Raw genomic sequence first — 4045 nt, forward strand, 5'->3', positions numbered from 1 at the left:
CCGCGGGGCCGGTCCGGCCGGCAGGTCGGCGGGGCGGGGTCCGTTCCGGTCGCGCCGCGGCCCGTACCATGACATGACGTCGACGCGGCGAAGCGTCCGGTCCGGTTCTCCCCTGCGGCCAGCCTTCGGGCGGCCCGGAGTCCCCGGCTTCCCCGGCTGCCGCCCGCGGCACGCACGACCAGTCACGGGCCTCGCGCCCACCGCCCACGAAGGGGCCACACGCCATGGGGATCACGCGGGACGAGGTAGCCCATCTCGCCCGGCTGTCGCGGATGTCGGTGACCGACGACGAGCTGGACGCGCTGGCACCGCAGCTCGAGGCGATCCTGTCGGCGGTCGCCCGGGTCTCCGAGGTGGCCGCGGCGGACATCCCGCCGACCAGTCACGCCGTGCCGCTGACGAACGTCTTCCGCCCGGATGTGGCCCGCCCGTCGCTGACCGCCGCCGAGGCCCTGGCCGGCGCCCCCGCCACCGAGGACGGCCGCTTCCGGGTGCCCCGCATCCTTGATCCGGACGAGTGAGGTCGCCGCCCGCATGACGGACCATCTGACACCTTCCACCACGACCGCCGCCGCGGGGACCACCGCAGCCGCCGTCACCGCCCCGGCCGCCGCGGCCGACGTCGTGCACCTGACCGCCGCGGCCACGGCGGCGGCGATCGCCGCGGGCGAGCTGAGCGCCGTCGAGGCGACCCGGGCCGCGCTCGACCGCATCGCCAAGGTCGACGACACCATCCACGCCTTCCTCCACGTCGACGCCGAGGGTGCGCTTGCCGCGGCCCGCTCCGTCGACGACCGCCGGGCCGCCGGGGAGCGCCTCGGCCCGCTCGCCGGGGTGCCGTTGGCGCTCAAGGATGTCCTGACCGCCCGCGGGATGCCGACCACCTGCGGCAGCCGGATCCTCGAGGGCTGGCACGCGCCGTACGACGCGACCGTGGTCAGCCGGTTGCGCGCGGCCGACGTCGTCCTGCTCGGCAAGGTCAACATGGACGAGTTCGCGATGGGTTCGTCCACGGAGAACTCGGCCTACGGGCCGACGCGCAACCCGTGGGACACCACCCGCATCCCCGGCGGCAGCAGCGGCGGCAGCGCGGCGGCGGTCGCCGCCTTCGAGGCGCCGCTGGCGATCGGCACCGACACCGGCGGCTCCATCCGCCAGCCGGCCGCGGTCTGCGGGCTCGTCGGGGTGAAGCCCACCTACGGCGGCGTGAGCCGCTACGGCCTGGTCGCCTTCTCCAGTTCGCTGGACCAGGCCGGTCCGTTGACCCGCACCGTCACCGACGCGGCGCTGCTGCACGCCGCGATCGCCGGCCACGACCCGCTGGACTCCACCAGCGTGGATGTGCCGGTGCCCGCGGTGGTCGAGGCGGCGGGCCGGCGTGACATCCGCGGCGTGCGGGTCGGCGTCGTGCGGGAGTTCTCCGGCGACGGCTACGACCCAGGGGTGCAGGCCGCCTTCGCCGCCGCCGTGGAGACGCTCACCGAGCTCGGCGCCGAGGTCGTCGAGGTGAGCTGCCCGCACTTCACCTACGCGCTGGCGGCCTACTATCTGATCGCGCCGAGCGAGTGCTCGTCCAATCTGGCCCGCTTCGACGCGATGCGGTTCGGGCTGCGGGTCGGCGACGACGGCCAGGCCGGCGCCGAGGAGGTCATGAGCCGCACCCGCGAGGCCGGCTTCGGTCCGGAGGTGAAGCGGCGGATCATCCTCGGCACCTACGCGCTGTCCTCGGGCTACTACGACGCCTACTACGGCCAGGCGCAGAAGGTCCGCACGTTGATCAGTCGGGACTTCGCCGCGGCGTACGAGCGGGTCGACGTGCTGGTCTCGCCCACCACCCCGACCCCGGCGTTTCCCATCGGGGCGAAGGTGGACGACCCGGTCGCCATGTACCTGTCGGACCTGTGCACCATCCCGTCGAACCTGGCCGGCGGCCCGGCGATGAGCCTGCCGGCGGGCCTGGTGGACGGGCTACCGGTGGGTATCCAGATCATGGCGCCGCCGTTCGCCGACGACCGGCTCTACCTGGTCGGCGGGGCGCTGGAGGAGGCGCTCGACGCCCGGCGCGGCCATGCGCTGCTCGACGAGGCCCCGGCGCTGTGACCGGCCAGAAGATGCGGACCGGCCAGAAGATGCGGGCCGGCCAGAAGATGCGGGCCGGCCAGGGGGTGCGGGCCGGGTCGGGGTCGGACGGAAGGGGCCGGCGATGGTGAGTCTGCGCAGCGGGCGGCAGGACCGTCTGCTGGTCGTCGTGGTCTGGCTGCTGACCGTCGTGGTGCTGGGTCTCGGCATCGCCACGCTGAACCCGATCCTGCTCATCTGGGGCGTGCTGGGCCTGCCGGCCGCGGTGTTCCTCAGTTACGTGCACCTGCGCGACACCCGCCCGCCCGCCGGACCCGGCGGCGGCGAATCCACCTCCGCCGAATCCACCTCCGCCGAGCCCGGCTCCAGCTCCGGCTCTGCCGACGAGTCGTCGTCATGACCGGCCGACCTGCGCACCCAGCGACCCACGAGGAGTACCCCCGGTGAGCACTGCGGCTCCCGCCAGCGCGCTGCCCTCCTACGCCGACGCGCTCGCCCGTTACGAGCCGGTGATCGGGTTGGAGACGCACGTCGAGCTCGGCACCATCTCGAAGATGTTCTGCGGCTGTCCCACGGCGTTCGGCGCCGAGCCCAACACCCAGGTCTGCCCGGTCTGCCTCGGCCTGCCCGGCGCCCTGCCGGTGGTCAACTCCGCGGCGGTGCGTTTCGCCGTCATGATCGGCCTCGCACTGCACTGCGACATCGCGTCCTGGTGCCGGTTCGCCCGCAAGAACTACTTCTACCCGGACATGCCGAAGAACTTCCAGATCAGCCAGTACGACGAGCCGCTGTGCACGGACGGCTGGCTCGACGTCGAGGTTGACGGCGAGGTGCACCGGGTCGGGATCACCCGCGTGCACATGGAGGAGGACACCGGCAAGTCGCTGCACGTCGGGGGCGCCACCGGGCGCATCCACGGGGCGACCCACTCGCTGGTCGACTACAACCGGGCCGGGATCCCGCTCGTCGAGATCGTCACCGAGCCCGACGTCCGCTCGCCGGAGGTGGCCCGCGCGTACGTCGACGAGCTGCGCGAGCTGATCCGCGCCCTCGACGTGTCCGACGTGCGGATGGAACAGGGCTCGCTGCGATGCGACGCGAACGTCTCCCTGCGCCGCCGGCCGGCCCCCGGCGAGCCCGACGCGCCGTTCGGGACGCGCTCCGAGACGAAGAACCTCAACTCGTTGCGGTCGGTGGAGCGGGCCGTGCGCTACGAGATCACCCGCCAGGCCGGCCGGCTCGACGACGGCGAGCGAATCGTCCAGGAGACCCGTCATTTCGACGAGGCCGCCGGGCGGACGTCGCCGGGCCGGTCCAAGGAGGAGGCGACGGACTACCGGTACTTCCCGGAGCCGGACCTGACCCCGTTGGCACTGTCCACGCAGTACGTCGACGAGCTGCGGGTGGGCCTGCCGGAACTGCCTGCGGCGCGCCGCGCCCGACTCGTCGCCGAGCACGGCTACAGCGCGCGGGACCTGACCGACATGCGCAACGCCGGCGTGCTGGACCTGGTGGAGCAGACCGTGGCCGCCGGGGCGAGCCCGGTGGCGGCGCGCAAGTGGTGGCTCAACGAGCTGGCGCGACGCGCCGCCGACGCCGACAGCCAGCCCAGCGATCTCGCGATCAGCCCGGCCGACGTCGCCCGGATCACCGTGCTCGTCGCCGGTGGCGGGCTCACCGACGCGCTCGCCCGCAAGGTCATCGACGGCGTGCTGGCGGGGGAGGGCACCCCGGACGAGGTCATCGCCGGGCGCGGCCTCGCTGTCGTCGCGGACGACGGGGCGCTCACGGCGGCGGTCGACGCCGCCATCGCCGCGGCGCCGGACATCGCCGAAAAGGTCCGCGGCGGCAAGGTCAATGCCGTCGGCCCGCTGGTCGGCGCGGTGATGAAGGCGATGAGAGGCCAGGCGGACGCGGCGAGCGTGCGCGGCCTGCTGCTGGAGCGCCTCGGCGCGTCCTGACCGGC

4 protein-coding genes are annotated in these 4045 nt (G+C 73.9%); all 4 read left to right on the plus strand.

The features are described 5' to 3' along the window. The first annotated feature begins 224 nt into the window (after window positions 1-224). The 4 genes from gatC (at window position 225) to gatB (ending at window position 4040) form a co-directional block, all read left to right on the plus strand. Window positions 225-521 carry an Asp-tRNA(Asn)/Glu-tRNA(Gln) amidotransferase subunit GatC gene (gene gatC, locus ND748_RS27025; protein ID WP_044886236.1) on the plus strand — a complete coding sequence of 99 codons (297 nt, stop codon included), beginning with the start codon at window positions 225-227 and terminating at the stop codon, window positions 519-521. A gap of 13 nt (window positions 522-534) precedes the next feature. Then, window positions 535-2100 (plus strand): Asp-tRNA(Asn)/Glu-tRNA(Gln) amidotransferase subunit GatA, encoded by a 1566-nt coding sequence (gene gatA / locus ND748_RS27030; RefSeq protein ID WP_251749033.1) that lies wholly within the window; start codon window positions 535-537, stop codon window positions 2098-2100. Window positions 2101-2203: 103 nt separating this feature from the next. Then, complete coding sequence (locus tag ND748_RS27035; protein WP_251749034.1) at window positions 2204-2479, plus strand: hypothetical protein; 276 nt, start codon at window positions 2204-2206, stop codon at window positions 2477-2479. 43 nt (window positions 2480-2522) lie between these two features. Beyond that, complete coding sequence (gene gatB / locus ND748_RS27040) at window positions 2523-4040, plus strand: Asp-tRNA(Asn)/Glu-tRNA(Gln) amidotransferase subunit GatB (protein WP_251749035.1); 1518 nt, start codon at window positions 2523-2525, stop codon at window positions 4038-4040. Window positions 4041-4045 lie beyond the last annotated feature (5 nt).

The sequence above is a fragment of the Frankia sp. AiPs1 genome (genome assembly GCF_023716945.1).
Lineage (GTDB): Bacteria > Actinomycetota > Actinomycetes > Frankiales > Frankiaceae > Frankia.